We start from the raw sequence: 26,288 nt of genomic DNA, 5'->3' as shown, positions 1-26,288 counted from the left end.
GTGAGGTAGCCGCGGATCAGCTCCACCAGCGCCATCATCGGCACCGGGTTGAAGAAGTGCATGCCGATGAAGCGGTCGGGGCGCGAGGTGGCGGCCGCCAGTTGCGTGATCGAGATTGACGAGGTGTTCGACGCGATGATCACCTCGGGCGCCAGCATGTCGTCGACCTGCTTGAGGATCTTGAGCTTGAGCGCGTGGTTCTCGGTGGCGGCCTCGATCACCAGCTGCGCGCTCTTCAGGTCTTCGTAGTTGGTCGAGCCCTGGATCAGCGCCAGCGCGGCGGTCTTCTGCTCGGTGGTGAGCTTTTCTTTCTTGATCAGGCGGTCGAGGCTGCCCGACACGGTGGCCAGGCCCTTGTCGACCGCCGCCTGGGCGATGTCGACCATCACCACCTTCACGCCGGCCACCGCGCAGGCCTGCGCGATGCCGTTGCCCATCGTTCCGGCACCGATGATGCCGACAGTCTGGATAGCCATGAGAGAACTCCTTGAAGAAAACAAAAAGGGGGTGCACGCAGCTGGCGCCACGGCAAAACATCGATTGTGAAGCAGCCCCGCAGCCGCGCCGTTGCCGTGTGCGACACCGGCGGCCCGCCGGTGGCTTACAGTGCGGCGGTTGCTTTTCCCTGCTCGTTTTCCCGCTCTTTTCGACCCTCCGACCATGACCACCCTCGGCACCCCCCTTTCCCCCTCTGCAACCCGCGTGATGCTCCTGGGCTCCGGCGAACTAGGCAAGGAGGTGCTGATCGCCCTGCAGCGCCTCGGCGTCGAGACCATTGCCGTCGACCGCTATGAGAACGCCCCCGGCCAGCAGGTGGCGCACCACGCGCGCACCATCACCATGAGCGACCCCGAGCAGCTGAAAGCGCTGATCGAGGCCGAGAAGCCCACGCTGGTGGTGCCGGAGATCGAGGCCATCGCCACGCCCATGCTGCAGCAGCTCGAAGACGCCGGCGTGGTGCGCGTGATTCCCACGGCCCGCGCTGCCCGCCTGACGATGGACCGAGAAGGCATCCGCCGCCTGGCCGCCGAGACGCTGGGCGTGCCGACCAGCCCCTACAAGTTCTGCGACTCGCTGGCCGAGCTGCAGGCGGCCATCGACGGCGCGGACGGGAAAGGTATTGGCTACCCCTGCATCGTCAAGCCCGTGATGAGCAGCTCCGGCAAGGGCCAGAGCAAGATCGACGGCCCCGCCGACGTGCAGAAGGCCTGGGACTACGCCATGGCCGGCGGCCGCGTGAGCCATGGCCGCGTGATCGTCGAGGGCTTCATCGACTTCGACTACGAGATCACGCTGCTGACCGTGCGCGCCAAGGACGCCGCCGGCGCCGTGGAAACGAAGTTCTGCGACCCCATCGGCCACGTGCAGGTGAGCGGCGACTACGTGGAAAGCTGGCAGCCGCACCCCATGGCCCCCGCCGCCCTGCAGAAGGCACAGCAGATCGCGCAGGCCGTGACGGCCGACCTGGGTGGCCAGGGCCTGTTCGGCGTCGAGCTGTTCGTGAAGGGCGACGAAGTCTGGTTCAGCGAAGTCAGCCCGCGCCCACACGACACCGGCATGGTCACCATGGCCACGCAGTGGCAGAACGAGTTCGAGCTGCATGCGCGCGCCATCCTCGGCCTGCCGGTCGACACCACGCTCAAGAGCCCGGGTGCCAGCGCGGTGATCTACGGCGGCGTGGACGCCACCGGCATCGCCTTCGACGGCGTGGCCGAGGCGCTGCAGGTGCCTGGCAGCGACATCCGCCTGTTCGGCAAGCCCGAGAGCTTCCTGAAGCGCCGCATGGGCGTGGCGCTGGTGCACGCGGCCGACACCGACACGGCCCGCAAGCTCGCCAAGGAAGCCGCCTCGCGCGTGAAGCCGCGCAAGGCATAGCCAGTTTTCGCAAGCCGCGCCGCAACGGCGCGGGCATGGTCGAGTGGTTCCACCGGAGACACCATGCTGCACCCCCAGGCTCGCGCCTTGCTCGACTTCATCGAGGCGCGCGGCATTCCGCCGACGCACACCCTGTCGCCCGCCGACGCGCGGACCTTCTACCGTGAACGCCGCGTCGCCACGCAGCCGCTGCCGGCCGAAGTGGCCGAGGTGCGCGACCTGGCCGCCGACGGCCCGCACGGCACCATCCCGGTGCGGCTCTACCGGCCGCTCGGCTCTGGCGCAGGCCCGCTGCCGGTGCTGGTGTACTACCACGGCGGTGGCTGGGTCATCGGCGACCTCGACACGCACGACGTGTTGTGCCGCGAGCTGGCCAACGGCGCAGGCTGTGCGGTGGTCGCGGTCGACTACCGCATGGGCCCGGAGCACCGCTTTCCCGCCGCGGTCGACGACGTGCTGGCCGCCACCCGGTGGGTGCGCCGCGAGGCCGCGGCGCTGGGGCTCGATGCGAGCCGGCTCGCAGTCGGTGGCGACAGCGCCGGCGGCAACCTTGCGGCGGTGGTGTCGATCGCCGCGCGCGATGCTGGCGACCTGCCCATTGCCTTCCAGTTGCTGATCTACCCGGCCACCGACATGCGGCGCGGCCATGCCTCGCACCAGACGAACGGCCAGGGCTATCTGCTGACGGCAGACACCATCCGCTACTTCCACGACCACTACATCACCGACCCGGCACACGACCTCGACTGGCGCGCCTCGCCGCTGTTGCACACCGACCTGTCGAAGCTGCCGCCCGCGCTGGTGCTCACCGCCGGCTACGACCCGCTGCGCGACGAAGGGCTGGCCTATGCGGAGGCGCTCACGGCCGCGGGCAACCGCGCCATGTACGTGTGCTTCGAGCGCCAGATCCATGGCTTCGTGCCCATGGGCAAGGTGCTCGACGAGGCCAACACCGCAGTGGCGCTCTGCGCTGCCGAACTGCGCCGCGCACTGGCACCGGCCTAGGGAAAGTCCCCGCGCAAATCGATATCGCGCAGGTGGCTCGCGCCGCTACGATCCAGCCAACAAAGACGCCACCCCGCAGTGGCAGTCCACCGATGCAGGAGACAAACACCATGCAGCGAACGAGGACGACGCCGCCCGAGCGCGGCGCCGCACGGCAGGGGGAACGCCTGATGTGGCTCACGCCGCATCGCGTGTTCTATGCCGGCCTGCTCGGCGCCGCCGCCGAGCGCACGATGGGCGGGCACGGCGTGTACGTGTCGCCCGCCGGCGCGCCGCCCAACCGCATCCGCATCGGCGGCGGGGCGTGGATGACCGGTGAATTCATCGTGGTGCCGCCGCACGTGCTGCACCAGGTGGAGAGCACGCACCCGCTGATCTTCAACCTGCTGATCGAGTCGGAGTCGGTCGATCCCGCGCGCATGCCGGCCTTTTTGCAGCACTGCGGCCCGGTCGAGGCGCCGGCCTTCGTGCAGCGCTTGCGAGAGGCCCATGCGCACCTGCTGGCGGCCTCGGCGCGCGGCATGAGCTTCGAGGGATTCGACTTCGATGCGATGTTCTTCGGCGAAGCGCTGGCGCCGCGCGCGCTCGATGCGCGCATCCGCAAGGTGGCCGACGCCATCAACGCCGACCCCGCGACGCCGATGTCGGCCGAGGAGTGCGCCGCCTCGGTGCACCTGTCTTTCTCGCGCTTCCTGCACTTGTTCAAGCAGGAAACGGGCATGGCCTTTCGCGCCTTCCGCGCATGGAAGCGTGCGCGCAGCCTGCTGCGCTACGTGCAACAGGGCAGCACACTGACCGACATCGCGCTCGACACCGGCTACCCCGACTCGACGCACTTCAGCCATTCGATCCGCCAGGTCTACGGCCTCAAGCCCAGCGACATCGTGGCCGGCTCGCGCCGCCTTGCGCTGCACGACGCGGCCGGCGGCTTCAGGCAGTAGGCGCGGCGCAGGGGCCCCATGCAGATCCTTCAACTCCTGCTGTCGGGCATTGCGCAAGGTTGCATCTACGGCCTGATCGCGCTGGGCTTCGTGCTGATCTACAAGGCCACCGAGACGGTGAGCTTCGCGCAGGGCGATCTGATGATGCTCGGTGCCTTCGGCGCGTTCGCCGGCATGTCGCTGTTCGGCATGCCGTTCTGGCTCGCGGCGATCTTCGCGGTGGTGGCGATGGCGGCCTTCGGTGTGCTGCTCGAACTGGTGGTGATACGGCCCATCCTCGGGCAGCCGCAGTTCTCCATCGTGATGCTGACCATCGGCATCGCCTACGTGGCGCGGGGGCTCATCACCATGGTGCCGGGCATCGGCACCGAAACCCACACGCTGGCCGTGCCCTACAAGGACCAGATCTGGAAGCTGGGCGAGCTGGTGGTCAACCTGGAGCAGCTGGCGATCATCATCGCCACGGCCATCCTGTGCGGGCTGCTGTTCGCGATGTTCCGCTACAGCAAGCTGGGCATCGCGATGCAGGCCTCGTCGCAGAACCAGCTGGCGGCCTACTACATGGGCATTCCGGTGAAGCGGCTCAATGGGCTGGTGTGGGGGCTCGCGGCAGCGGTCGCGGCCATTGCGGGCATGCTGCTGGCGCCCATCACCTTCGTGCACGCGAACATGGGCTTCATCGGGCTGAAGGCTTTTCCGGCGGCGGTGGTGGGGGGCTTCGGCAGCCTGCCGGGTGCCATCGTCGGCGGACTGGTGATCGGCATCGTCGAGTCGTTCGCGGGCTTCTACTTGCCCGACGGTTTCAAGGACACGGCGCCGTACATCGTGGTGCTGCTGATGCTCATGATCAAGCCGAACGGTCTGTTCGGCGAGAAGCTGCGCAAGAAGGTGTAAGTCTCATATGCGCTTCATCTTCAAGACCAGCTATGACCAGGACATCCGCCTCGCGCGCCACGGTGGGCATGTGTTCTGGTATGGCTTGCTCATTGCGTTCCTCATCGTTGCGCCTTGGGTCATCGACGAGTACTGGCTGGCGCAGCTGACCTTCGTGCTGATCTACGGCATCGTCGGGTTGGGGCTGATGCTGCTGGCCGGCTTCACGGGGCAGTTTTCCATCGGGCATGCGGCGTTCCTCGGCACGGGTGCGTACACGCAGGGCGTGCTGACGAATCTCGGCGTGCCATTTCCGCTGGCGCTGGTGGCTGCTGCTGCGTTGTCGGCGGCGGTGGGCGTGGTGGTCGCGTTGCCGGCGTTGCGCGTGAAGGGCATCTACCTCGGCATTGCGACGCTGTCGTTCGGCTTCATCGTCGAGGAAGTGTTCGCGCGGTGGGAGAGCGTGACGGGCGGCAATGCGGGGCTGCACGTGAAGTCGCCGCAGCTCTTCGGCTGGTCGCTGGGATCGGGCGACGGGTTCTACTTTCTGTGCCTGGTGGTGGCGGTGCTGAGCACGCTGGGCATCCTGAACCTGCTGCGCTCGCCGACGGGGCGGGCCTTCGTCGCGATTCGTGATTCGGAAATTTCGGCGCAGAGCATGGGCATTCACCTCGCGCGCTACAAGACGATGTCGTTCGCGATCTCGGCCGCGCTCGCGGGGCTGGGCGGGGCGTTGTATGCGCACAAGCTCAGCTTCATCTCGCCGGACCAGTTCAGCATCCTGCAGTCCATCGACCTGCTGCTGATGGTGGTGATCGGCGGGCTCGGTTCGGTGCACGGCGCGTTCCTGGGGGCGATCTTCCTGATCGCGATGCCGCAGCTGATCTCCATTGGCAAGGACTGGCTGCCGGCGGTCATCGGTCAGGCGCCGGGGTTGCAGGGGCTGGTTTATGGCGTGGTGCTGATCGCCTTCGTGCTGTTCGAGCCGCTGGGGCTGTACGGACGCTGGCTGAAGATCCGCACCTGGCTGCAGCTGTTTCCGTTCTACCGCAAGGGGCTGTTCAAGCGGCAGAAGTCGTTCACCAAGTCGGACCGGTTGCGATGAACGGCGACATTCTTCTCTCCGCGAAAGAGCTGAGCGTGCGCTTCGGCGGTGTGCTGGCGGTCAACAAGGTGAGCTTCGACGTGCGGCGGGGCGAGGTGTTCACGCTGATCGGACCGAACGGCGCGGGCAAGACGACGGTGTTCAACCTGATCAGCCGCATCTACACGCCGACCACGGGCGAGATCACGTGGCATGGAGAGGAGGGCGGCCCGATTGCGCTGACGCAGCAGGCGCCACATGCGATTGCTGCGCTGGGCATCGCGCGTACTTTCCAGAACATCGAGTTGTTCGAGCATGCGACGGTGCTGCACAACCTGCTGATCGGTCGCCACACGCACCGGCAGACGGGGTTCTGGAGCGAGGTGTTCTTCACGCCCGCTACCCGGCGCGCGGAGATTGCTGCGCGCGAGAAGGCGGAGCAGGTGATCGAGCTGCTGGATCTTCAGCATCACCGCGATTCGATGGTGGCGGGGCTGCCCTACGGCGTTCGCAAGGTGGTGGAGCTGGCGCGTGCGTTGTGCACGGAGCCGAAGTTGCTGCTGCTCGATGAGCCGTCTTCAGGCCTCAATGTTGAAGAGACTGCGGATATGGCGTTCTGGATTCAGGACATTCAGCATGAGCTGGGGGTGTCTGTCTTGATGGTCGAGCATGACATGTCGCTTGTTTCCAAAGTGTCTGATCGCGTGCTCGCTATGAACATGGGCGAAGTGCTGGCCACTGGGTCGCCTCGCGAGGTGCAGGCTGATCCGCGTGTTGTCGAGGCTTATCTGGGGACCGTGGATGACGTGAGCAGTTTGAGGAGGGCGGCGGTATGAGTGCTTCGTTCGCTACCTCCTTGGGGGCGCCCAGTATGCGGTGCGGCGCGGTCGCCCCCACTATGCCGGCCCTTCGGGCTCCCTTGCGGTGCTCGCCTTCCGCGGGGTCCCGCCCAAACTCGCTTCGCTCAAACAAGGGCGGGCCCTTGTCCGCGGAAAGCTGCGCTCCTCAGCGGCACAGAGGGGGCGCCCACACCGCACCGCACACCGGGCTTGGCCGGAGGTGGAAGTGCACTGAGCGTGCCCACGGCGTTGGGGCCCCTGTCCCCCGCGGGCCGTTGAGGCACCGCCGAGCAGCGCAGCGACGGGCGGATCAGGGCTCGCAGCTGTTTGAGCGAAGCGAGTTCTGCGAGACCCCGCCCGTCGTGAGCAGCGCAGGGAAGCCCGAAGGGCCGGTGACGTCGGCCCGCGGGGGACAGGGGCTCCAACGCCGCTCCCCGGCCGAAGGGGCGAAAAAATGAGCGACGCCGTACTCCAGCTCCTCAACGTAGAGAGCGCCTACGGCCCCATCAAGGCAATAAGAGGCGTGAGCCTGAAAGTAAGGCAGGGCGAGATAGCAACCGTCCTGGGCTCGAACGGCGCAGGCAAGACAACCATCCTGAAGACGATCTCCGGAATCATCGACCCGAGAAAAGGCAGCATCGAATTCCAGGGCAAGGACATCACCGCCAAAGACCCGGCCTACATCGTGCAGCAGGGCCTGAGCCACGTGCCCGAAGGCCGCGAAGTGTTTCCGCTGCTGTCGGTGAAGGACAACCTGCTGATGGGCGCCTACACCCGCAAGGACCGCGACGGCGTGGCGCGCGACATGGAGACGGTCTACACCTACTTCCCCATCCTGCGCGAACGGGCCACGCAGGACGCGGGCCTGCTGTCGGGTGGCCAGCAACAGATGCTGGCCATCTCGCGCGCGATCATGGCCGCGCCGCATCTCATTCTTCTGGACGAGCCCAGCCTCGGCCTGAGCCCGAAGCTGACGAAGGAGATCTTCGAGATCGTCGTGCGCATCAACCGCGAGCGCGGCACCACGATCTTGCTGGTCGAGCAGAACGCCAACATGGCGCTCAACGCGGCCGACCATGGCTACGTGCTCGAGAACGGCCGCATCGTGATGGAAGACTCCTGCGAACGCCTGAGGGAGAAGGAAGACATCAAGGAGTTCTACCTCGGCGTGAAGGACGACGGCGTGCGCGGCGAGCGGCGCTGGAAAAAGAAAAAGACCTGGAGGTAGCCACCATGCAAGGACTCTGGGAACTCAACACATTCGAACCCCGGCTCGACATCGTCGTGCCCGGCGACACCATTCCCGCGATGTTCTGGAATGCCGTGAAGCAGCGCGGCGACAACATCTGGATGCGGCAGAAGGAGCTGGGCATCTGGCGCAGCTGGAGCTGGCACCAGACGGCCGACGCGGTGCGCGAGATCGCGGCCGGGCTCCAGGCCATCGGCTTTGCGCCGGGCGAGTGCGCGTCGATTTTGTCGAACACCGTCATCGAATGGGTGCTCGCCGACCTGGCTGTGCTCAGCTGCGGTGGTGTGTCCAACGGCATCTATCCGACCGACGCGGCTTCGCAGGTGCACTACCTCTGCGAAGACTCGCGCACCACCGTGCTCTTCGTTGAAGACGACGAGCAACTCGACAAGGCGCTCGAAGTGCGCGCCGGCCTGCCGGGCCTGCGCTGCGTGATCGTGTTCGACATGGAAGGCCTGCGCGATCTCGACGATGCGGCGGTGATGAGCCTCGACGCGCTGCGCACCCTCGGCCGCGCGCACCTGGCCGCCGACCCGCAGGCGGTCGAGCGCACCGTGGCTGCCTGCCGGCCCGAAGACCTGGCCATCCTCGTCTACACCTCGGGCACCACCGGCAAGCCCAAGGGCGCGATGCACAGCCATGCGGGGCTCGTGTACACCGCGCGCGGCTACAACACGCTCATCGCGCAGGACGAGAGGGACGAGCGCATGTGCTTCCTGCCGCTGTGCCACATCGCAGAGCGCATGGGCGGCGAGTACTTCGCGATGTATACCGGCTCGATCCTCAACTTTGTCGAGAACCCCGAGACGGTGCCCGAGAACGTGCGCGAGATCGCGCCCACCGTGTTCACGGCAGTGCCGCGCGTGTGGGAGAAGTTCTATTCGGGCGTGATGATCGCTCTGAAGGAAGCCAGCCCGCTGCAGCAGGCGGCCTACAAGTGGAGCATTGGCGTGGGCGAGGAGATCGCCAATCGCGTGCTGGCGGGCGAAGACGTCGGCCCGGTGCTGAAGTTCAAGTTCAGGCTGGCGCGCGTGCTGGCGCTGGACAACGCGCGCAAGCTCATCGGCATTCACCGGTCGCGCTTCCTGGTGACGGGCGCGGCGCCCATTTCGCCCGAGCTGGTCAAGTGGTACCTCGCGCTCGGCGTGCCGATGCTGGAGGTGTGGGGCATGACGGAGTCGTGCGGCGCTTCTACCGCCGTGCCGGCCACGCGCATCAAGCCGGGCTCGATCGGGCCGGCCACGGGCTACAACGAGGTGCGCATCGACGCTGCCACCAGCGAAATCCTGGTGCGCGGCCCCAATGTCTTCATGGGTTACCTCAACCTGCCCGAGAAGACCGCCGAGACCATCGACGCCGAAGGCTGGCTGCACACCGGCGACGTGGGCGTGATGGACGAGGACGGGTATTTCCGCATCACCGACCGGATGAAAGACATCATCATCACGGCGGGTGGGAAGAACGTGACGCCGAGCGAGCTGGAGAACGAGCTCAAGTTCAGCCTCTACATCACCGATGCCGTGGTCATCGGCGACAAGAAGCCCTACCTCACGGTGATCGTCATGATCGACCAGGAGAACGTCGAGAAGTTTGCGCAGGACCACGACGTGCCGTTCAGCAACTACGAAAGCCTGACGCGCACGAAGGAAGTGCAGGATTTGATCCAGGGCGAGATCGATCGCGTCAACGCCAGGTTCGCGCGTGTCGAGCAGATCAAGAAGTTCTTTCTGCTCGAAACGCAGCTCAGCGCCGAGGACGAGGAGCTCACGCCCACGATGAAGCTCAAGCGCAAGCTGGTGCAGACCAAGTACGCCGAGCGCATAGAAGCCATGTACCGGTGATTCGTTTTTTTCGTCAACCCGAGGAGACAACCGCATGAAGCTCAAGACACTGACGACGCTGGCCGTGTTGGGCCTGATCGCGACGCTTGCGTCCGCTCAGCAGCAGGGCGTGAGCAAGGACGAGATCCGCATCGGCACCATCCAGGACCTGTCGGGTCCGCTCGCGGGCTTCGGCAAGCAGGCGCGCAACGGCATGCAGCTGCGGGTGGACGAACTCAACGAGCAGGGCAGCCTCAACGGCCGCAAGCTCAAGCTGTTCGTCGAAGACTCGGGATACGACCCGAAGAAGGCGGTGCTGGCTGCGCAGAAGCTGGTGAACCAGGAAAAGATCTTCATCATGGCCGGCCACATCGGCACGGCGCAGAACATGGCGGCGATGCCGGTGCAGTTCGACAAGAACGTCGTCAACTTCATGCCCATTACCGCGGCGCGCGAAATGTACGAGCCGCTGAACCGGCTGAAGTATTCGTTCGCGGCCACCTACTACGACCAGATCCGCCTGGCCCTGCCGAAGATGATCAAGGACAAGGGCGCCAAGAAGGTCTGCACCATCTACCAGGACGACGAGTTCGGGCTCGAGGTGCAGCGCGGCGCAGAGGCGGGCCTGAAGGCCGCGAACATGGAGCTGGCCGAGAAAACCTCGTTCAAGCGCGGCGCCACCGACTTCAGCTCGCAGGTCGCGAAGATGAAGGCAGCCAACTGCGACCTCGTGGTGCTCGGCACCATCATCCGCGAGACCATCGGCACCGTGGGCGAGTCGCGCAAGACCGGCTTCAACCCGACCTTCCTGGGTTCGAGCGCGTCCTACACCGACCTGATCCACAAGCTGGGCGGCAAGGCGATGGACGGCGTCTACGCCACCATGACGGTGCAGAACCCCTACACGGACGAGCAGTCGCAGCCGCTGCGCTTCTGGGCCAACAAGTACAAGACCAAGTTCAACGAAGACCCGACGGTGTTCTCGGTGTACGGCTACGTGATCATCGATTCGTTCATCAAGGCGGCGACCAAGGCCGGCCCGAACCTCACGACCGACAGCTTCATCAAGGCCATGGACAGCATGACCTTCGAGCCCGACATGTTCGGCAGCCCGAAGAGCAGCTACACGGCCATCAAGCGCCTGGGCAACGACCAGTCACGCCTGTCGCAGATCAAAGACGGCAAGTGGGTCGTGGTCTCCGACTATGTGACACCATGACGGGACCATGCCCAATTACTGGTTGATGAAATCCGAGCCCGACGAGGTCTCGATCGACGATGCACTCGCCGCACCCGGCGCCACTGTGGCGTGGACCGGCGTGCGCAACTATCAGGCACGCAACTTCATGCGCGACGGCATGAAGGTCGGCGACGGCGTGCTGTTCTATCACTCGAGCTGCCCGGAGCCGGGCATTGCCGGCATTGCGCGAGTGGCCTCGGGCATCAAGCCCGATCCGACGCAGTTCGACGCGAAGTCGCCCTACTACGACGCAGGCTCGAAGAAGGACGATCCGCGCTGGCTGCTGGTGGACGTGCAGGCGGTGCGCAAGACGCGGCTGCTTGCGTTGCCAGAGCTGCGCGCCAGGCCCGAATTGGCCGAGCTGATCGTGCTGCGCAAGGGCAACCGGCTGTCGATCACGCCGGTGGAGCCGGCGCACTGGAAGATCATCGAGAAGATGCTGGCCTGAGCCGGCTGGCTTGATGCTCAGCCGATCTTGTTCAGGATCGGGAACAGCTTGCCCAGGCCGTCGGCCATCACCTCGACCGCGAGCGCGGCGAGGATCAACCCCATCAGCCGCGTCATGATGTTGATGCCGGTCTTGCCGAGCACACGCGCGATCGGCTGCGCGAGCGAGAAGGCCAGGGCGGTGGCCAGCGCCACCACCACGCCATAGCCCACCAGAATTGCAAGCTCCCACAGGTGCTGCGCCTTGTCGGCGTAGATGACCACGGTGGAGATGGTGGCCGGGCCGGTGAGCAGCGGAATGGTGAGCGGCACCACCGCGATCGACGCGCCCATCGACGCCTTCACCTCGGTGGCGCGCAGCTCCTCGACGTTGGTCTTGCTCTCGGCCGGTTGGGCGTTGAGCATCGACAGAGAGCTCATGAGCAGCAGCAGGCCGCCGCCAACCTGGAAGCTCGCGATGGAAATGCCGAAGAAGGACAGCAGCTGCAGGCCCAGCAGCGCGCTCACCGCGATGACCACGAACGCGCTGAAGGCCGACATGCGCACCGTGTGGCGGCGCTGCGCGTCGCTGTAGCCCTGCGTGTAGTGGATGAAGAAGGGCACGATGGCCAGCGGGTTGACGATGGCCACCAGCGTCACCAGCGGCTTGATCAGGTCCATGGAGGTGCTCATGGTCAGCGACCTCCGGTGACGTCGAGCAGGGCCATGGTGGTGTAGCTGGCCTCGGGCGAGAGCAGCCACAGGATGGCGCCGGCGATCTCGTCGGCGCTGCCGGTGCGCTGCATGGGCACGGTGGGCGCGAGGTCGGAGGCGCGGTCGGGCATGCCGCCGGAGGCGTGGATCTCGGTGTCGATCAGGCCGGGGCGCACCGCGTTGACGCGGATGCCTTCGGCGGCCACTTCCTTGGCCAGGCCGATGGTGAAGGTGTCGATGGCGCCCTTGCTGGCGGCGTAGTCGACGTACTGGTCGGGCGAACCAAGCCGCGCGGCGCCGCTGGAAATATTGACGATGGCGCCGCCCGTGCCGCCGTACTTGGTGCTCATGCGTCGCACGGCCTCGCGCGCGCAGATGAAGCTGCCGATCACGTTGATGCGGAACATGCGCTCCAGCCGCGCCACGCTCATGTCGGCGACGCGCGCCTGCACGTCGACCACGCCGGCGTTGTTGACCAGCGCCGTGAGACGGCCGAACCTCGCGTCGACCTTCTGGAACATGGCTAGCACCTGCGCCTCGTCGCCCACATCGGCCTGCACCGCCATGGCGGCACCGCCGTTTGCGCGGATGGTGCGCACCACCTCGTCGGCGGCCAGCGAATTGCTGGCGTAGTTGACGGCCACCGCATAGCCGCGCTGCGCGGCGAGCAGGGCGGTGGCGGCGCCGATGCCGCGGCCGCCGCCCGTGATCAAGAGCACCTGGTCCAAAACCTACCTCCTGCAGAGAAACTGCGTGTCAGTTAAAACCGTCGGCTTGGATTACATCATTGGGGCACGCGCATGAGCACCAGCAAGACGATTGACTACTACTTTGCGCCACAGAGCCCGTGGACCTATCTGGGGCATTCCCGCTTTGCGGCGATTGCTGCGGCCGCAGGCGCCACGGTGCGCGTGCGGCCCATCGACATGGGCAGCGTGTTTCCTGTGTCCGGCGGGTTGCCGCTGGGCAAGCGCGCGCCGCAGCGGCAGGCCTACCGGCTGGTCGACCTCGCGCGCTATTCGAGCTATCTCGGCCTGCCGCTGAACGTCAAGCCGAAGTTCTTCCCGGTGGCCAGCGACGACGCGGCGCGGGTCATCATCGCGGTCGACATGCACGACGGCACCGAGGCTGCCATGCGCATGTGCGAGGCGGTGTTCGCGGCCGTGTGGGTGCAGGAGCGCAACATCGGCGACCCGAAGGTGCTCGATTCGCTGATCGTCGAGTGCGGGCTGTCGCCCAAACGTGGCGAGCAGTCGCTGAGCCAGGCGGTCCAGGAGCGCTACGAGGCCTACACGCAGGAGGCCATCGACATCCAGGTGTTCGGTGCGCCCAGCTACGTGATCGACGGCGAAATTTTCTGGGGGCAGGACCGTCTCGACTTCGTCGAACGGGCGCTGCGCCCATAACCCGGCACTTACTTATTTGCCATCAAGGAGCAAGACAACATGGGTCAATTCATCGATCTCAAGGCCAAGGACGGCTTCACCTTCCCCGCCTACGTGGCCGAACCGGCGGGCAAGCCGCGCGGCGCGGTGGTCGTGGTGCAGGAAATCTTTGGCGTGAACTCGCACATCCGCTCGGTGGCCGACGGCTATGCGGGCGAGGGCTACCTGGCCGTGGCGCCGTCGACCTTCCAGCGCGTCAAGCCGGACGTGGAACTGGGCTACTCGGACGACGACATGAAGAACGGCTTCGGCCTGAAGACCGCTGTCGAGGCGCTGCCGGCGCCGGGCGTGCTGCAGGACATCGAGGCGTCGATCGCCTACGCGTCGAAGGCTGGCAAGGTCGGCATCGTGGGCTACTGCTGGGGCGGCCTGCTGGTGTGGCGCTCGGCGGCGCTGCTGCCGGGCCTAGCTGCTGCCGCGCCTTACTACGGCGGCGGCATGACCTCGCCGGAAGAAACGGCGCGTCAGCCCAAGGTGCCGGTGCTCGCGCACTTCGGTAACCAGGATCACTGGATTCCGCTGGACACCATCGAGTCGTTCAAGAAGGCGCATCCGGAGGTGGAAGTGCATGTGTATCCGGTCGGCCACGGTTTCAACTGCGACCAGCGCGGCTCGTACAACGCCGACGCGGCCAAGCTGGCGCGCGAGCGCACGCTGGCGTTCTTCGCGAAGCATCTCGCCTGAGCCTGCGTTCGTCCTCCAATGAAAAAACCCGGCACTGCCGGGTTTTTTCATTTCATGAATGGCTCGGCTTGCGTGCCGTGGCGCCCGGGCCGACCCGGGTCTGAAGGAAGTCGAGCAGCGCGCGCAATGCAGCGCTGTTGTGGCGCCGCTGCAGGTAGGCGGCCGACAGCCACACGTCCTTGCGCGCGTAATCCTGCAGCACGGGCACCAGCTCGCCGTGGTCGAGGTGTGATTGCACGAGGATCGACGGCAGGTAGATCACGCCGAATCCATGCATGGCCACGCGGATCAGCGGCGCGCCTTCGGTGCAGTCCATGCGGCTTTTCACCGGTACGTCGATTGGCGTGCCGTTGTCGTCGAAGCGCCACGCCGGCTGCTGGCCCTGCGCCGAGAACGTGAGCGCGTCGTGGCCCGACAGGTCGCGCGGATGCTCGGGCTTGCCGTGCTTCTTCCAGTAGACCGGCGAGGCGCAGACCACCATGTTCATGAGCCGCAGCTTGCGCACGATCAGGTTCGCGTCCTCGATGGGGCCGCTGCGCAGTTCGACGTCGATGCCTTCCTCGGCGAGGTCGACGGCCCGGTTGGTCAGCTGCAGGCTGATCGTCACGTCGGGGTAGTAGCGCATGAAGTCGGCCAGCAGGTTCGGAAACTCGCCGCTGCCCATGCCGTGCGGGGCCGAGATGCGCAGCCGCCCGCCGGGCTGGCTGGCGCGGTCCTGCAGCTCGGACTGGGTCAGTTCGACCATCTCTAGCATCGGGGTGCTGCGGTCCAGCAGCAGCTGGCCGGCATCGGTGAGGCTCACGGAACGGGTGGAGCGGTTGAGAAGACGCACGCCGAAGCGGGTTTCCAGCTCGGCCACATACTTGCTGACAGTGGCCTTCGACATGTCGAGCCTCTTGGCTGCCTGGGAAAAACTGCCGTGCGAGGCGACTTCCCGGAAGGTTCTGATCAGATCGAGACTGTCCATGTGAATGAGTCCATTGTTTCCGTTTTGGGAACGCGATGGTTCGATTCTCCCGGGTTTTTCCTAACCAGCTTGGGCGACACTTCGGTTACTCGCCGACGTCGCCAGCCCAGTTGGACCGTTGGAAGGAACTGAAATGAAGACCCCGAACATCATTGCCGCTGCCGTCCTGTTGCTGCTCGCCGCCTCCGGCGCGCAGGCGCAGGGTGCCCAACAGGGCTTCGAGCCGGTGCAGCCGCTCAGGGCCGTCACCAGTCGCAGCGATGTGGTGGCCGGCGCCGATGCTGCGGCGCGCGGTGGCAATGTCTACGGCGACGTCGTGGCGGCGCCGCTGGTCTCGCGGCCGAGTTCGCTCGACCGGGCGTCGGTCCGCGCCCAGGCCGTGGCTGCCGCCCACGCGCCGAACCAGAACCTGGACCGCCGCGCCTTCGTCAACAGCGAAGTGCCGCCGCAGTTCCAAGCCTCGCAGCGATAAGCCGGAAGTCTTCTCCTGCAAGGCCGGGCCGGTGCAAACCGGGCCCGGCTTTTTTCTGCTGGCATGCCTTGATGTCGGCATTGTTTCAATAGAGGAAACACCGTGTCTCTGAACAGAGTGTTTTGGCACGGCAGTTCGCCCGGAAACTCGCCGCACAGGCAAGCGAACCAGCAAGCCTGGTGGACGAACCATCCAACGAACATCCTAGGAGAACTGAATATGAAGACCTCGCAAATCCTCGCCGCTGCCGCCCTGACCCTGCTGGCTGCCGTTGGCGCCCAAGCCGAAACGTACCAAGGCGTGAACACCGCCGTCTCGACCAAGAGCCGTGATGAAGTCAACGCCGAAGCCGTGCGCGCCGCATCGGCTCCGAACCAGAACGTGACCCGCGGTTCGCGCGGCCCGGAAACGGTTGCCGTGTCGAAGGACCGCGCAATCGTCCAAGCCGAAGCCGTTCGCACCTCCTACGCTCCCGACCAGAACGTGACTGGCGGCTCGCGCGTCAACAGCCGCGTTATCTCGACCATGCAAAACCCGATGGACGCTCGCGTTCAGGCCGAGCAAGGTTCGGGCGCTGTCGCCAAGTAATTGAAGCGGTCCCTCGGGGCCGTCGAAATGCAAAAGGGCCACGCGAAAGCGTGGCCCTTTTTCTTTGGTTGGCGATCCCGGGATCAGCGCGTACGCGCGAGATAGCGCTTGCGCCAGAAGATCAGCACCAGCATCACCGCGATGACCAGCATCGACGTCATCGCGATCCAGAAGCCGTCTGCCTTGTGCACCAGCGGGATGAATTCGAAGTTCATGCCGAAGATGCCCGCGATGAGGTTCAGCGGCAGGAACACGGCGGTGAGCACCGTCAGCACCCGCATGATGTCGTTGGCGCGGTGGCCCTGGACGCTGAAGTGCATCTGCACTGCAGTCTCGGCGTTCTGCTCCAGTCGGTGCACGTGGTGCACCACGCGCTCGATGTGCTCGAGCACGTCGCGGCTGCGGATCATGATGAGTTCGCGCTCGCGCTGCTCCGTCTCGCCCTTGGGCACGGGGAGCGTTTCAAGCGAGTCGATCCAGTCCTGCATGGCGGCGCGCTGGTCTTCGCAGATCTCGTCCAGGTGATGCAGCGACTGGCGTGCCTCCATCAGCGCACCCCAGTTGGTGAAGCGGCTGCGCGGGTCGATCAGCTCGGTCTGCCAGTGATCGAGCTGCTTGGTGAGTTCGCGCCGCAGGTCGAGGTAGCCGTCGACGATCTGGTTGATAACGCGCAGCATCAGGTCCGAAGGGCTGGTCGGCAGGCGGGCCGAGGTGGCGCGCACGTCGAGCGCGGGGGCGCCGCGGTCGTCGGGCGAGGCGGCCGCCAGCAGGCGCGTGGCGAAGGCGTCACGCACCGCGCCGTCTTCCGGGTGCACCGACAGCAGCACGCGATCGAACACCGCAAAGCCCACCGGGCGGGTGTCGACGCGGCGCAGCACGGGCGGGCCGCTGCGGGGCAGGGGCGGGGCCTCGCTGCCATTGCCCTTGCCGTTGCCCAGCGCCGCCTGGCCCTGTCCGTTGGCCAGTCGCCGGAACACCAGCACGTCGTATTGCGAGGTGTAGTCGTAGTGGGAGGGCAACTGGTCGTTGAGCAGGTCGGCCACGTGCAGGTCGACCAGTTGCGTGAGGCACAGCGTCTGCAGGATCTGCTGCACCTCGGCCAGCGAGGCCCGGAATTCCTCGCGTGTGAGCGAGATCCAGAGGTAGCCTCCGGTGCCGCACGCGCCCGGCACGGTCAGCGGTGCCAGCGCGGCGTGCTCGCTGACCTGCGAGCGGTTGATTTCGAAGATGCGCATGCCGGCGCTGTTACTTCTGCAGCAGCCGCGCGGCGTCGAGCGCGAAATAGGTCAGCACGCCATCGGCGCCGGCGCGCTTGAAGGCCAGCAGGCTTTCGAGCACCACGGCGTCGTGGTCGAGCCAGCCGTTCTGGGCGGCGGCCTTGAGCATCGCGTACTCGCCGCTCACTTGGTAGGCGAAGGTCGGCACATGAAACTGGTCCTTCACGCGGCGCACGATGTCGAGGTAGGGCATGCCGGGCTTCACCATCACCATGTCGGCGCCTTCGGCGATGTCGATGGCGACTTCGCGCAGGGCCTCGTCGCTGTTGCCAGGGTCCATCTGGTAGACCTTCTTGTTGCTCTTGCCGAGCGTGGCGGCCGAGCCCACGGCGTCGCGGAAGGGGCCGTAGAAGGCGCTGGCGTACTTGGCGCTGTAGGCCATGATGCGCGTGTGAATGTCGCCGCGGGCTTCGAGCGCGGTGCGGATGGCGCCGATGCGGCCGTCCATCATGTCGCTCGGCGCCACAATGTCCACGCCGGCCTGCGATTGTGTGAGCGCCTGCTTCACAAGCACTTCGACGGTCGCGTCGTTGAGGATGTAGCCGGCGTCGTCGAGCAGGCCGTCCTGGCCGTGGCTGGTGTAGGGGTCGAGGGCAACGTCGGTCATCACGCCCAGCTCGGGGAAGCGCGCCTTGAGGGCGGCCACCACGCGGGGAATCAGCCCGTCGGGGTTGAAGGCTTCGCGGCCGTCGGGTGTCTTGAGGCTGGCGTCGATCACCGGGAACAGCGCCATCACCGGGATGCCGGCCGCCACGCACTGCTCGGCCACGGGCAGCAACAGGTCGAGGCTCAGGCGGTCCACGCCAGGCATCGAGGGGACGGCATCGCGACGTTTCTCGCCTTCCTGAACGAACACCGGATAGATCAGGTCGTTGACCGTCAGTGCGTGTTCTCGTACCAGATTGCGGGTGAAAGCGTCGCGGCGCAGGCGCCGCGGCCGCCCGGCGGGGAACATGGCCAGAGGGGAAGATGATGACGTCATATATACAAAATTGTGCCTGAAGCGATCTTTCACAGACCTTCTCTCCGAGTGTCCAGTTGTCTGACAACTACGGAAATTCGTAGAACCAAGGTACTCAAATTTTTGCTTCAAATGTCAAAGAAAGTGCCTCAGTCGCTTGAAACCTTGTTTCGTCTTTGTTAAATTCTGAAGCGGGCGGCTTGCCGCTCCCCGCTTTTCCTCCCTGAGCGGGTGCCTTGATGTGTGACAGCAAAAGGGCTTCCCAGCCCGACGTGAAGACGTCGGGCTTTTTTTTGCCCGTCGTACAGGGGCATCGCCGCAAAAGAGGGGTCGGCGAGAGGGGCGCCACTAAACTGCCGCCATGCTCTGGGTCAAATCTCTTCACATCGTCTTCATTGCAAGCTGGTTCGCGGGGTTGTTCTACCTGCCCCGGATCTTCGTCAATCTGGCGATGGTGCCGCCCGAGTCGGTGGCCGAGCGGGAGCGGCTGCTGTTGATGGCACGCAAGCTCATGCGATTCACGACTTTCCTGGCGGTTCCCGCGCTCGGCTTCGGCCTGTGGCTCTGGCTGGGTTATGGCATCGGGCGCGGCCCGGGCAACGGGTGGATGCACGCCAAGCTGGCGCTGGTGCTGGTGGCCATCGGCTATCACCACGGCTGCGGCGTGCTGCTGCGCCGTTTCGTGGCGGGCGAGAACCGGCGCAACGACCGCTGGTTCCGCTGGTTCAACGAGCTGCCGGTGCTGCTGCTGCTGGGCATCGTGATCCTGGTGGTCGTCAAGCCGTTCTGAGCCCGGTGCACACGGTGGAGAGGCCGCACAAGTCCGCCGCGCTCCCCCTGGCGCTCGCGTACGCGGCGCTGATCGTCTACGCCAGTCTCTATCCGTTCGCCGACTGGCGCGACCAGGGGATCGCGCCGTGGGCTTACTTGTCGGCGCCCTGGCCCAAGTACTGGACGGGCTTCGATTTCGCCATCAATGTGGTGGGCTACGTGCCCTTCGGCTTCCTGTGCGCCCTGGCGGTGCTGCGCACGCGCCCGGCCACCAGCGTCTGGCATGCGGTGCTGCGCGCCACCGTGGCGGGAGCGGCAATCTCGTTCGCCATGGAGACGCTGCAGAGCTACCTGCCCGCGCGCATTCCCTCCAACGTGGACCTGGGGTTCAACACGACGGGTGCCGTTCTTGGTGCCGTGCTGGCGGCGGGGCTGGAGCGGCTGGGCGCGGTTGCGCACTGGAGCCGCGCGCGTTCGCAGTGGTTCACCGAGGACTCGCGCGGCGCGCTGGTGCTGCTCGCGCTGTGGCCTTTTGCGCTGCTGTTCCCGGCGGCCGTCACTTTCGGGCTGGGGCAGGTGTTCGAGCGGCTCGAAGTGGCGATCTCCGAATGGCTGCTCGACACACCCTTCATCGACTGGCTGCCGCTGCGGCAGTTCGAGCTCGAACCGCTGGTGCCGGCGGTGGAACTGCTGTGCGTGATGCTCGGCGCGCTGGTGCCGTGCCTGTTGGGCTATCTGGTGGCGCGCTCCGTGGTCCAGCGCGCGGTGCTGCTGCCGCTGACGCTGCTGGCCGGCATCGCGGCCTCGGCGCTGTCAGCGGCATTGAGCTATGGGCCCGAGCACGCATGGGCGTGGCTGGGCCTGCCTGTGCAGGTCGGCATGGCCGCGGCGTTCTTTGCTGGCGTGCTGTTGCTGTTCGCGCCGCGCCGCTTGTGTGCGGCGCTGCTGCTGGTGGGGCTCGTGCTGCAGCTGAGCCTGCTGAACCAGGCGCCCGAGAGCGCGTACTTCGCGCAGACGCTGGCCACCTGGGAGCAGGGGCGCTTCATCCGCTTCCACGGGCTGGCGCAGTGGCTGGGCTGGACCTGGCCCTTCGCGGTACTGGCGTATGTGGTGGTCGCTCTGTCGCGCCGGGGCCGGCCCAATGCCGCTGCGACGGTCTGAACGTTTGAAGGTATCGACACGGGGCCAAGGGGCGGTCACTAAAATCTGCCGATGCCCAGCTCCTCCCCTGCCGCGCCGTCCGGCTATTACGGCCGCCACATCTTCTTCTGCCTCAACGAGCGCAAGAACGGCGAAGACTCCTGCTCCATGCACAACGCGCAGGAAGGCTTCGACCGCTGCAAGGCGAAGGTCAAGGAGGCGGGGCTATCCGGGCCCGGCAAGGTGCGCGTCAACAAGGCCGGCTGCCTCGACCGCTGCGCCGGCGGGCCGGTGGCGGTGGTGTACCCCGAGGCCGTCTGGTACACCTTCGTCGATGGCGATGACATCGACGAGATCGTCGAGTCGCACTTGAAGAACGGCCAGGTCGTCGAGCGGCTGCTGCTGCCTCCCGATGTCGGACGCTGAACTTTTCCGCCGACCCTCCGCTCGTACCTTGCGCCAATGAATTCCCAGACCGAAAAGATCAGCCTCCAGGGCGCCGCCGGCGCAATCGAGGTTCAGCGCGACCAGCCTGCCGGCACCCCGCGCGGTATCGCAGTAATCGCCCATCCGCATCCGCTGTTCGGCGGCACGATGGACAACAAGGTGGTGCAGACGCTGGCACGCGCATTCGTCGCCAGCGGGTGGACCACGGTGCGTTTCAACTTCCGCGGCGTGGGCGCCAGCGAAGGCGTGCACGACGAAGGGCGTGGCGAGCTGGAAGACATGCTGAATGTCGTCGGTCAGCTCGCGCCCGAGGGGCCGCTGGCGATCGCCGGATTTTCCTTCGGCGCGTTCGTTGCGACCGGTGCCGCCGCAAAGCTCTGGACCGAACGCGACATCCGCCAGATCGTGCTGGTAGGTACGGCCGCCGCGCGCAACACCGTGGCCACGCTGCCGGCCGAGGCGCACGAGCGCATGCTGGTGGTTCATGGCGAAGCCGACGACACCGTGCCGCTGTCCGCCGTGATGGACTGGGCGCGGCCGCAGTCACTTCCTGTCACAGTCGTCCCCGGGGGCGGCCACTTCTTTCACGGACAATTGCCGCTGCTCAAAAGTCTCGTGGTCCGCCATCTGCGCGCGGACATCGCTTGAAAGCCTCGCAGGCTTGTTTTCGTCTCTTTCCAAACTCCCCATGAATCGTTTTCTTGGCGCGCTCCGCGCGCTGGTCTTTACCGCCGCCGCATCCGTCAGCCTGATCGCTGCCGCCCAGGTGCCGGCTCCGCCTGAAATCGCCGCGCGCAGCTACCTGCTGCTCGACGTGACCGCGAACCAGATCCTGGCCCAGAAGGACATCGACAGCCCGGTCGAGCCGGCTTCGCTCACGAAGCTGATGTCCGCCTACCTGGTGTTCGATGCGCTGCGCACCAAGAAGATCACGCTGACCCAGACGCTGCCGGTCAGCCCGCGCGCCTGGAAGATGCCCGGTTCGCGCATGTTCATCGACCCCAAGATGCAGGTGCCGGTGGAAGACCTGATCAAGGGCCTGATCGTGCAGTCGGGCAACGACGCCACGGTGGCGCTGGCCGAAGGCGTGGGCGGCACGGTGGAGCACTTCGTCGAGATGATGAATGCCCAGGCCAAGGCGCTGGGCATGAAGAACACGAGCTACAAGAACCCCGAAGGCCTGACGGCGCCCGGCCACACCACCACGGCCCGCGACCTGAGCATTCTGGCGACCCGCCTGGTGCGCGACTTCCCCGAGGAAGCCAAGTACTACGCGATCAAGAAGTACCGCTACCCGGGCACCCCGTCGACCAACGACACCAATCGCAACCTGCTGCTGTTCCGCGACCCGACCGTCGACGGCCTGAAGACCGGGCACACCGAGGCGGCCGGCTACTGCATGATCGCCACCGCCAAGCGCGACTTCCCCAACCTGACCGGCGGCCGCCGCCTGCTGTCGATCGTGCTGGGAACCACGGGCGAGACCGTGCGCGCCAACGAGTCGCAGAAGCTGCTGAACTGGGGTTACACGGCCTACGACGCCGTTCGCCTGTTCGACGCCGGCCAGCCGGCCGCCACCCCGGCCGTCTGGAAGGGCAAGGCGAACACGCTGAAGCTGGGCCGCCCGGAAGCCATCGTGGTCGCGGTGCCCGCCGGCACCGCCAGCAAGATCAAGACGCAGGTGTCGCGCCCCGATCCGCTGGTGGCGCCGTTCACCAAGTACCAGGCCGTCGGTTCGCTCAAGGTCACCCTGGACGACCAGCCGGTCGCCGACGTGCCCCTGGTCGCCCTGGAAGCCGTCGAGCAGGCAGGGATATTCGGCCGCGCATGGGATGCCGTGCGGCTCTGGATCAAGTAAATCCGAAGGGGTGACAAGGCGGTTGGCGGTCGTCCGCCACGGCTGACCTTGCCGTTTCAGACTCGTTTGCTATACTCGTGGGCTTTTCGGAAATTTCCGAAGGGTTTCACGTTTTCGTTATTCCCGGCTTCCTTGCCTTGCGTCACGTCAAGGACCAAGGGCGGTTTTGCAACCAGGGCCGGGTTGTTTTGGGACTAATTCATTCATGCCAACCATCAATCAACTGGTGCGTCAGGGTCGAACGGTCGAAAAGATCAATTCGAAGAGCCCTGCCATGCAGAACTCGCCGCAACGTCGCGGTGTCTGCACCCGCGTCTACACCACGACGCCAAAGAAGCCCAACTCGGCGCTTCGTAAAGTTGCCAAGGTCCGTCTGACCAATGGCTTCGAAGTCATCTCCTACATCGGCGGCGAAGGCCACAACCTGCAGGAACACAGCGTCGTGCTGGTTCGCGGCGGTCGTGTCAAGGACTTGCCCGGTGTGCGTTACCACATCGTGCGCGGTTCGCTCGACCTGCAAGGCGTGAAAGACCGCAAGCAGTCGCGTTCCAAGTACGGCGCGAAGCGTCCCAAGAAGGCCTAAGCCTTCCTGTCGTCAAAAAACAAACGGTGTTCGGTTGCCTTGGCGGGCACATCGAACGAAGTGACCCACTGTCGGGTCGAGTAAGTGAGAGTCCTGACTGGCTCTCGCGGTGCCGGAAACGGTGCCAACTGAAGCAAAGAGGTTAGAAAAATGCCACGTCGTCGCGAAGTCCCCAAACGTGAAATCCTGCCGGATCCCAAGTACGGCAATGTCGAGCTGTCCAAATTCATGAACGTGATCATGGAAGGCGGCAAGAAGGCGATCGCCGAGCGCATCATTTACGGTGCTCTCGACTTCATCGAAAAGAAGAACCCGGACAAGGACCCCCTCGAAGCTTTCACCGTTGCCATCAACAACGTGAAGCCGATGGTCGAAGTGAAGTCGCGCCGCGTTGGCGGTGCGAACTATCAAGTGCCGGTCGAAGTCCGTCCTGTCCGTCGCCTCGCCCTGTCGATGCGCTGGATCAAGGAAGCTGCCCGCAAGCGCGGTGAAAAGTCGATGGCCCTGCGTCTGGCCAACGAACTCATGGAAGCCACGGAAGGTCGTGGCGGCGCCATGAAGAAGCGCGACGAAGTGCACCGCATGGCGGAAGCCAACCGGGCGTTCAGCCACTTCCGCTTCTAAAAATCAAACTTCGCTTGGGCGTTGGGTGCTGAGTGTCGGGCGTTGTGCCCGTGCTCGGGGCCCAGCGCTCAACGCATTTCAACCCGAAAGTAAATCATGTCCCGCAAGACCCCCATCGAGCGCTACCGCAACATCGGCATCTCCGCGCACATCGACGCTGGCAAGACCACGACGACCGAACGTATCCTGTTCTACACCGGTGTGAACCACAAGATCGGTGAAGTGCACGACGGCGCCGCCACGATGGACTGGATGGAGCAAGAGCAAGAGCGCGGTATCACGATCACGTCCGCTGCCACCACCTGCTTCTGGAAGGGCATGGCTGGCAAGTTCGACGAACACCGCATCAACATCATCGACACCCCCGGCCACGTGGACTTCACCATTGAAGTCGAGCGCTCGATGCGCGTGCTGGACGGCGCTGTCATGGTGTACGACGCCGTCGGCGGCGTGCAGCCCCAGTCGGAAACCGTCTGGCGCCAGGCCAACAAGTACAAGGTTCCGCGTCTCGCGTTCGTCAACAAGATGGACCGCACCGGCGCCGACTTCCTGCGCGTGCGCCAGATGATGGTGGACCGCCTGAAGGCCAACCCCGTCGTGATCCAGATCCCGATCGGTGCCGAAGAGCACTTCCAGGGCATCGTCGACCTCGTGAAGATGAAGGCGATCATCTGGGACGAAGATAAGGGCGTGACGTTCCAGTACGGCGAGATCCCCGCCAACCTGGTCGATGTCTGCAACGAATACCGCGAAAAGCTCGTCGAAGCGGCTGCTGAAGCCAGCGAAGAGCTGATGAACAAGTACCTCGAAGGCGGCGAGCTGAGCGAGGAAGAAATCAAGAAGGCCATTCGCCAGCGCACCATCGCCGGCGAAATCCAGCCGATGCTGTGCGGCTCGGCCTTCAAGAACAAGGGCGTGCAAGCCATGCTCGACGCCGTCGTCGAATACATGCCCGCACCGACCGACATTCCCCCGGTCAACGGCCTGGACGAAGACGAAGCGCCTGTCATCCGCAAGGCTGACGACAACGAGAAGTTCTCGGCCCTGGCATTCAAGCTGATGACCGACCCGTTCGTGGGCCAGTTGACCTTCGTGCGCGTCTACTCCGGCGTGCTGACCAAGGGCGACAGCGTCTACAACCCGGTTCGCGGCAAGAAGGAACGTATCGGCCGTATCGTGCAGATGCACGCCAATAACCGCGAAGAAGTCAACGAAATCCGCGCTGGCGACATCGCTGCCTGCGTGGGCCTGAAGGAAGTCACCACGGGCGAAACCCTGTGCGACCCGACGGCGATCGTGACGCTCGAGCGCATGGTGTTCCCGGAATCGGTGATCTCGCAGGCCGTCGAGCCGAAGACCAAGGCCGACCAGGAAAAGATGGGCATCGCCCTGCAACGCCTGGCTCAGGAAGACCCCTCGTTCCGCGTCAAGACCGACGAAGAATCGGGCCAGACCATCATCGCCGGCATGGGCGAGCTCCACCTTGAAATCATCGTGGACCGCATGAAGCGCGAATTCGGCGTGGAAGCCAACGTGGGCAAGCCGCAAGTGGCTTACCGCGAAACGATCCGCAAGACCGTCGAAGAAGCCGAAGGCAAGTTCGTTCGCCAGTCGGGCGGCAAGGGCCAGTACGGTCACGTCATCCTGAAGCTCGAGCCGCAAGAGGCTGGCAAGGGCTTCGAGTTCGTCGACGCCATCAAGGGCGGTGTGGTTCCTCGCGAATACATCCCCGCGGTGGAAAAGGGCGTCGTGGAAGCGCTGACGCAAGGCGTGCTGGCGGGCTATCCCGTCGTGGACGTCAAGGTCACGCTGCACTTCGGTTCGTACCACGACGTGGACTCGAATGAAATGGCGTTCAAGATGGCCGCGATCTTCGGCTTCAAGGAAGGCGCCCGCAAGGCCAACCCCGTGATCCTCGAGCCGATGATGGCCGTGGAAGTCGAAACGCCTGAAGACTACGCCGGCAACGTGATGGGCGACCTGTCGTCCCGCCGCGGCATGGTGCAGGGCATGGACGACATGGTCGGTGGCGGCAAGGCCATCAAGGCCGAAGTGCCGCTGTCGGAAATGTTCGGCTACTCGACCACGCTGCGCTCGATGTCGCAAGGCCGCGCAACGTACACGATGGAGTTCAAGCACTACGCCGAAGCTCCCCGTAACGTCGCCGAAGCCATCGTGGCCGCCCGCGCCAAGTAAGTATTCAATTTCGAATCTGTCTGCGACCGTGTGCCCCTCGCTGCCCGTGGCGAGGGAACCAGCAATGCGGTGCAGACATAAAACCCAATCACGGGCACTGCTCTTTCAAGGATTGAAAAATGGCAAAAGGTAAATTCACCCGCACCAAGCCGCACGTGAACGTGGGCACGATCGGTCACGTTGACCACGGCAAGACGACGCTGACGGCT

Annotated in this window: 29 protein-coding genes; 23 read left to right on the top strand and 6 right to left on the bottom strand. The window is 65.3% G+C overall.

Going from position 1 to position 26,288, the window contains the following annotated elements:
• Positions 1 to 476, bottom strand: a 476-nt coding sequence (locus BLW48_RS34355; protein WP_256331070.1) for a 3-hydroxyacyl-CoA dehydrogenase NAD-binding domain-containing protein, incomplete at its 3' end; no start/stop codon positions are given.
• Positions 477 to 660: 184 nt separating this feature from the next.
• Here BLW48_RS34355 and purT point away from each other — a divergent pair.
• The 10 genes from purT to BLW48_RS34305 all read left to right on the top strand — a co-directional run bounded on the left by purT (position 661) and on the right by BLW48_RS34305 (position 11,374).
• A complete protein-coding gene (purT, locus tag BLW48_RS34350) occupies positions 661 to 1,875 on the top strand; it encodes a formate-dependent phosphoribosylglycinamide formyltransferase (RefSeq protein ID WP_093180140.1) in 1,215 nt (404 codons plus the stop codon).
• Between the two features lie 63 nt (positions 1,876 to 1,938).
• A complete protein-coding gene (locus tag BLW48_RS34345; RefSeq protein WP_093058706.1) occupies positions 1,939 to 2,880 on the top strand; it encodes an alpha/beta hydrolase in 942 nt (313 codons plus the stop codon).
• Positions 2,881 to 2,990: 110 nt separating this feature from the next.
• On the top strand, positions 2,991 to 3,821 hold the full coding sequence (locus BLW48_RS34340; RefSeq protein ID WP_093180139.1) for a helix-turn-helix domain-containing protein: 831 nt from the start codon (positions 2,991 to 2,993) through the stop codon (positions 3,819 to 3,821).
• 18 nt (positions 3,822 to 3,839) lie between these two features.
• Positions 3,840 to 4,715 carry a branched-chain amino acid ABC transporter permease gene (locus tag BLW48_RS34335; RefSeq protein WP_093058707.1) on the top strand — a complete coding sequence of 292 codons (876 nt, stop codon included), beginning with the start codon at positions 3,840 to 3,842 and terminating at the stop codon, positions 4,713 to 4,715.
• Positions 4,716 to 4,722: 7 nt separating this feature from the next.
• Complete coding sequence (locus tag BLW48_RS34330) at positions 4,723 to 5,799, top strand: branched-chain amino acid ABC transporter permease (RefSeq protein WP_093180137.1); 1,077 nt, start codon at positions 4,723 to 4,725, stop codon at positions 5,797 to 5,799.
• On the top strand, positions 5,796 to 6,614 hold the full coding sequence (locus BLW48_RS34325) for an ABC transporter ATP-binding protein (protein ID WP_093180136.1): 819 nt from the start codon (positions 5,796 to 5,798) through the stop codon (positions 6,612 to 6,614). The genes BLW48_RS34330 and BLW48_RS34325 overlap by 4 nt, the downstream gene beginning before the upstream one ends.
• A gap of 457 nt (positions 6,615 to 7,071) precedes the next feature.
• A complete protein-coding gene (locus BLW48_RS34320) occupies positions 7,072 to 7,845 on the top strand; it encodes an ABC transporter ATP-binding protein (protein WP_093058710.1) in 774 nt (257 codons plus the stop codon).
• A 5-nt stretch (positions 7,846 to 7,850) separates the two neighbouring features.
• A complete protein-coding gene (locus BLW48_RS34315) occupies positions 7,851 to 9,707 on the top strand; it encodes an AMP-dependent synthetase/ligase (protein ID WP_093058711.1) in 1,857 nt (618 codons plus the stop codon).
• A gap of 34 nt (positions 9,708 to 9,741) precedes the next feature.
• Positions 9,742 to 10,905, top strand: coding sequence for an ABC transporter substrate-binding protein (locus BLW48_RS34310; RefSeq protein ID WP_093180134.1), 1,164 nt, complete (start codon positions 9,742 to 9,744; stop codon positions 10,903 to 10,905).
• A 7-nt stretch (positions 10,906 to 10,912) separates the two neighbouring features.
• A complete protein-coding gene (locus tag BLW48_RS34305) occupies positions 10,913 to 11,374 on the top strand; it encodes an EVE domain-containing protein (protein WP_093180133.1) in 462 nt (153 codons plus the stop codon).
• Positions 11,375 to 11,391: 17 nt separating this feature from the next.
• On the opposite strand, the gene BLW48_RS34300 is transcribed toward BLW48_RS34305, so the two are convergent.
• Both BLW48_RS34300 and BLW48_RS34295 read right to left on the bottom strand, forming a co-directional pair.
• Entirely contained in the window at positions 11,392 to 12,045 is a 654-nt protein-coding gene (locus tag BLW48_RS34300; RefSeq protein WP_093058714.1) for a MarC family protein, read from the bottom strand.
• A gap of 2 nt (positions 12,046 to 12,047) precedes the next feature.
• Positions 12,048 to 12,794: an SDR family oxidoreductase gene (locus tag BLW48_RS34295; RefSeq protein ID WP_093058715.1), complete on the bottom strand. Its 747-nt coding sequence runs from the start codon at positions 12,792 to 12,794 to the stop codon at positions 12,048 to 12,050.
• A gap of 72 nt (positions 12,795 to 12,866) precedes the next feature.
• Here BLW48_RS34295 and BLW48_RS34290 point away from each other — a divergent pair, with 72 nt between their 5' ends.
• The gene (locus BLW48_RS34290) at positions 12,867 to 13,472 is read left to right on the top strand and encodes a 2-hydroxychromene-2-carboxylate isomerase (protein ID WP_093058716.1); all 606 of its coding nucleotides are present in this window, start codon (positions 12,867 to 12,869) and stop codon (positions 13,470 to 13,472) included.
• Positions 13,473 to 13,511: 39 nt separating this feature from the next.
• Positions 13,512 to 14,195 carry a dienelactone hydrolase family protein gene (locus BLW48_RS34285; RefSeq protein ID WP_093180131.1) on the top strand — a complete coding sequence of 228 codons (684 nt, stop codon included), beginning with the start codon at positions 13,512 to 13,514 and terminating at the stop codon, positions 14,193 to 14,195.
• A 52-nt stretch (positions 14,196 to 14,247) separates the two neighbouring features.
• On the opposite strand, the gene BLW48_RS34280 is transcribed toward BLW48_RS34285, so the two are convergent.
• On the bottom strand, positions 14,248 to 15,162 hold the full coding sequence (locus BLW48_RS34280; RefSeq protein WP_093180130.1) for a LysR family transcriptional regulator: 915 nt from the start codon (positions 15,160 to 15,162) through the stop codon (positions 14,248 to 14,250).
• A gap of 133 nt (positions 15,163 to 15,295) precedes the next feature.
• Here BLW48_RS34280 and BLW48_RS34275 point away from each other — a divergent pair, with 133 nt between their 5' ends.
• Together BLW48_RS34275 and BLW48_RS34270 are read left to right on the top strand one after the other, a co-directional pair.
• Positions 15,296 to 15,634, top strand: coding sequence for an alpha/beta hydrolase (locus BLW48_RS34275; RefSeq protein ID WP_093180128.1), 339 nt, complete (start codon positions 15,296 to 15,298; stop codon positions 15,632 to 15,634).
• Between the two features lie 219 nt (positions 15,635 to 15,853).
• Complete coding sequence (locus BLW48_RS34270; RefSeq protein ID WP_093058720.1) at positions 15,854 to 16,222, top strand: DUF4148 domain-containing protein; 369 nt, start codon at positions 15,854 to 15,856, stop codon at positions 16,220 to 16,222.
• A gap of 83 nt (positions 16,223 to 16,305) precedes the next feature.
• Here the strand turns inward: BLW48_RS34270 and BLW48_RS34265 are convergent, their stop codons facing one another.
• Together BLW48_RS34265 and hemB are read right to left on the bottom strand one after the other, a co-directional pair.
• The gene (locus BLW48_RS34265; protein WP_093180127.1) at positions 16,306 to 17,457 is read right to left on the bottom strand and encodes a magnesium transporter CorA family protein; all 1,152 of its coding nucleotides are present in this window, start codon (positions 17,455 to 17,457) and stop codon (positions 16,306 to 16,308) included.
• 10 nt (positions 17,458 to 17,467) lie between these two features.
• The gene (gene hemB / locus BLW48_RS34260) at positions 17,468 to 18,481 is read right to left on the bottom strand and encodes a porphobilinogen synthase (RefSeq protein WP_256331069.1); all 1,014 of its coding nucleotides are present in this window, start codon (positions 18,479 to 18,481) and stop codon (positions 17,468 to 17,470) included.
• 340 nt (positions 18,482 to 18,821) lie between these two features.
• Here hemB and BLW48_RS34255 point away from each other — a divergent pair, with 340 nt between their 5' ends.
• From BLW48_RS34255 to BLW48_RS34215, 9 genes are all read left to right on the top strand, one after another.
• The gene (locus BLW48_RS34255) at positions 18,822 to 19,250 is read left to right on the top strand and encodes a CopD family protein (protein ID WP_056522085.1); all 429 of its coding nucleotides are present in this window, start codon (positions 18,822 to 18,824) and stop codon (positions 19,248 to 19,250) included.
• 14 nt (positions 19,251 to 19,264) lie between these two features.
• Positions 19,265 to 20,392 (top strand): VanZ family protein, encoded by a 1,128-nt coding sequence (locus BLW48_RS34250; RefSeq protein WP_093058738.1) that lies wholly within the window; start codon positions 19,265 to 19,267, stop codon positions 20,390 to 20,392.
• A gap of 51 nt (positions 20,393 to 20,443) precedes the next feature.
• Entirely contained in the window at positions 20,444 to 20,797 is a 354-nt protein-coding gene (locus tag BLW48_RS34245; protein ID WP_093058724.1) for a (2Fe-2S) ferredoxin domain-containing protein, read from the top strand.
• A 36-nt stretch (positions 20,798 to 20,833) separates the two neighbouring features.
• Positions 20,834 to 21,466 carry an alpha/beta hydrolase gene (locus BLW48_RS34240; protein ID WP_093058725.1) on the top strand — a complete coding sequence of 211 codons (633 nt, stop codon included), beginning with the start codon at positions 20,834 to 20,836 and terminating at the stop codon, positions 21,464 to 21,466.
• A gap of 40 nt (positions 21,467 to 21,506) precedes the next feature.
• Positions 21,507 to 22,676 carry a D-alanyl-D-alanine carboxypeptidase family protein gene (locus BLW48_RS34235; protein ID WP_093058726.1) on the top strand — a complete coding sequence of 390 codons (1,170 nt, stop codon included), beginning with the start codon at positions 21,507 to 21,509 and terminating at the stop codon, positions 22,674 to 22,676.
• A gap of 205 nt (positions 22,677 to 22,881) precedes the next feature.
• Positions 22,882 to 23,259, top strand: a complete 378-nt coding sequence (gene rpsL / locus BLW48_RS34230; protein ID WP_013543948.1) for a 30S ribosomal protein S12 — start codon at positions 22,882 to 22,884, stop codon at positions 23,257 to 23,259.
• A 150-nt stretch (positions 23,260 to 23,409) separates the two neighbouring features.
• On the top strand, positions 23,410 to 23,883 hold the full coding sequence (gene rpsG / locus BLW48_RS34225) for a 30S ribosomal protein S7 (protein WP_013543947.1): 474 nt from the start codon (positions 23,410 to 23,412) through the stop codon (positions 23,881 to 23,883).
• A 96-nt stretch (positions 23,884 to 23,979) separates the two neighbouring features.
• Positions 23,980 to 26,079: an elongation factor G gene (gene fusA / locus BLW48_RS34220; RefSeq protein WP_093058727.1), complete on the top strand. Its 2,100-nt coding sequence runs from the start codon at positions 23,980 to 23,982 to the stop codon at positions 26,077 to 26,079.
• 119 nt (positions 26,080 to 26,198) lie between these two features.
• The coding region (locus BLW48_RS34215) for a GTP-binding protein (RefSeq protein ID WP_038111923.1) at positions 26,199 to 26,288 on the top strand (90 nt) is incomplete at its 3' end.

The sequence above is a fragment of the Variovorax sp. YR266 genome, from assembly GCF_900107295.1.
Lineage (GTDB): Bacteria > Pseudomonadota > Gammaproteobacteria > Burkholderiales > Burkholderiaceae_C > Variovorax.
Note: the sequence above shows the minus strand (reverse complement) of the source record. Positions and strands in the feature narration are given on the sequence as shown.